The sequence below is a fragment of the Polyangium sp. 6x1 genome (assembly GCF_029946515.1).
Classification (GTDB): Bacteria; Myxococcota_A; Polyangia; order Polyangiales; family Polyangiaceae; genus Polyangium.
The window spans coordinates 1-2783 of record NZ_JARZHH010000167.1 but is presented as its reverse complement, the minus strand read 5'-3'; the positions used below and the strand labels follow the sequence as shown (position 1 = coordinate 2783).

2 protein-coding genes are annotated in these 2783 nt (G+C 70.5%); both read left to right on the top strand.

Going from position 1 to position 2783, the window contains the following annotated elements; genetic code table 11:
- Positions 1-2444: delta-60 repeat domain-containing protein (locus QHF85_RS49610; protein ID WP_281334564.1), on the top strand; the 2444-nt coding region annotated here is incomplete at its 5' end.
- 102 nt (positions 2445-2546) lie between these two features.
- A partial coding sequence (locus QHF85_RS49605; RefSeq protein ID WP_281334563.1) for a hypothetical protein occupies positions 2547-2783 on the top strand: 237 nt, incomplete at its 3' end.

The following is a 2783-nucleotide window of genomic DNA, read 5'->3' as shown; positions in this document are numbered from 1 at the left end:
CCGGCGGCGACGGCGCGGGCGGCGTCGGCGGCGCGGGCGGCGTCGGCGGCGTCGGCGGCTCGGGCGGCTCCGGCGGCGCGGGCGGCGGCGTCCCCGATGCAATCGTGCCGCTCGACCCGAGCTTCGGCGCGGAGGGCCTCGCCACGGCGGCCGGGAGCCTGCCCAATTGGGACCTCGTTCATGCCTCGGCGCGCCAGCCGGACGGCAAGCTCCTCGTCGCTGGCAGCTCCGCCGATCTCTACGGTCCCTACGGCGAGGGCTTGCTCTTCCGCGCCCATGCCGACGGCACGCTCGACAGCTCCTTCGGCGAAGGCGGCAAGGTGCTCGTGAGCACCCTCGGCCGGACCGCCTTCCATGACGTGGTCGCCGCGCCGAATGGGGACATCGTCGCCGTGGGCGCGACAGCGTGGGACATGCTGCTCGTCGCGCGCTTCGACGCGAGCGGCAAGCCCGTGTCTTCCTTCGGCGAAGGAGGCCTCGCGCTCGGCCCCCGAGGCACGGCGTTTTCGATCGCGCTCCAATCCGACGGCAAGATCATCGTCGCCGGCCGCTACGAGGGGCCCAATCTGCCGGTCCGCTATCTCGTGCAGCGCCTCCTCGCCGACGGAAGCGTGGACGAAAGCTTCGGGCAGCAGGGCAAGGTCGATCTCCCGTTCGAGAACGAGAGTTTCCCCTCGGGCGTCGTCCTCGCGAACGACGGCAAGATCGTCCTCTGCGGGAGACACGGGAACAACGAGGGGACGGCCATCGTGCGGCTTTTGCCGAGCGGGGCGCTCGATCCGAGCTTCGACGGGGATGGCATCGTCATTTCGACGGACCTCCAGATGTGGTCCCAAGCTTCATGGACGCCGTCCCACGCGCCCTCGACCTGCCGCCTCACCATGGATGGCAAGATCCTCGTGGCCGGCAGGTCCTTCGGCAGTGCCGCGGTCCTCCGGCTCGACACGAGCGGCAAGCCCGACACGACGTTCGGCGACGGCGGGCTCGCGAAGCTCACCCAAGGGACAACCCCGGAGTCCGTGCAGCCCTTGCCAAATGGATCGACGCTCATGGGGTTCGTCGCCTTCGGCGGGACGAGGGCGGTGGCTCGCCTCGGCGTCGATGGGAGCCTCGACACGAGTTATGGGACGGCGGGGATCGCGCCGCTCCCCGCGACGGGCTTGCTCCGCGACATCACGGTGGGACCGGATGGGAGCGTCCTCGCCGCCGGCAAGTGGGAGTTCCCGCCCGATATCGGCGTCACGCTCGCGCAGCTCACGCCCGCGGGCGCGCTGGATACCGCATACGGACAGGGGGACGGCCTGGCCGTGCTGCAATCGGGCGCGACGCCGGACGTCGCCCATCTGGTCAGAATGGCGCAGGACGGGAAGATCATCTCGGCCGGCATGACGAGCTCCTCCAGCGACGCTCGGAGCGCGATGATCACACGGCACCTGCCGGACGGCACGATCGACGTGGGATTCGGGGCGGAGGGCGTCGTCGTGCTCGACATGCTCTTCAATGCCGTGGGCGTCGCGCCGCAATCCGACGGCAAGGTGGTCGTCGCGGGCGAGACCTTCGACGCGAACCTCTCTCGGGTGGCGCGGCTCGACGCGACGGGCGCGCTCGACGCGAGCTTCGGGGTGGGTGGGATCGTCGACCTAGAGGTCCCGCTGCATGGCCATCCTCGCGCGCTCGGCGTCGACGGCCTGGGGCGCGTCGTCCTCGGAGGAAAGCTCGACACCTTCCTGTCGCCGCTCGGGTTCCCCTACTTCGCGAGGCTGCTCGGGACGGGCGCGCTCGACACGAGCTTCGACGGCGACGGGGTGCTCTCGATCAGCACGATCCCTGGCCCGATCGAAGAGCTGCTGACGCTCGCCGACGGCACGATCCTCGCCGCGGGCTCGACGGGGACGCTGAGCTCGTTCGTGCTCCGGCTGCTCCCGAGCGGCGCGCTCGACGCCTCCTTCGGCAGTGGGGGCCTGGCGGCCGTGAACGATGCCTTCGCGGTGAGCCGCCTGGTGCAGGAAGCGGACGGTGGTTTGCTTCTGGCGGGCGTGATCAACAAGCCGGGCCAGATCCATGCATTCAAGATCGGCGTCGCGCGCGTCGATGCGAAGGGCGTGCGTGACACGACGTTCGGCACGAACGGGCTCGTCGAGATGACGGTCGAGGGCCGCCTGATGCCCTGGGAGACCCCGGCGATCGTGCCGCTCCCGGACCGCTCGTTTTACGTGGCGAGCACGGCGCAGCTCGACGGCGACAAGATGATCGTCTTCAAGTATTTGCCCGACGGCAAGCCGGACGCGAGCTTCGGCAATGGGGGGCGCGCGGTGGTCTCGGCCGCGGGGGCGTGGGGCGCGTATGACGGGCTCTTGCTGCCGGATGGAAAGGTCCTGCTCGCCGGCCGCGGGTTCAACCCGAAGAGCGGGACGGATTTCGGGCTCGTGCGGATCGCGCCGTAATGCCCGAGGGGGCAGCTCGCGCTCGTGTCGACGCGCGTAAAGGTGCTTCCCTTGGTGGACGCGCTGTGAACATGACAATGTGACCTCCTTCGCGGAGGTCACATGCGTCGACATTCTTTCCTTCTTTCCTTGGTTCTCGGTGGATTCTGCTTGCATTGCGGCGGCGGAGGGAGCTCGCCCTCTTCGGGCTCCGCTTCCTCGAGCGTGGGCGGCACCGGCGGCGTCGGCGGCACCGGCGGCGTCGGCGCATCCGGCGGCGGCGACGTCGGCGGCTCCGGCGGCGTCGGTGGCGTCGGTGGCTCCGGCGGCGTCGGTGGCGTCGGCGGCGGCTCCGGCGGC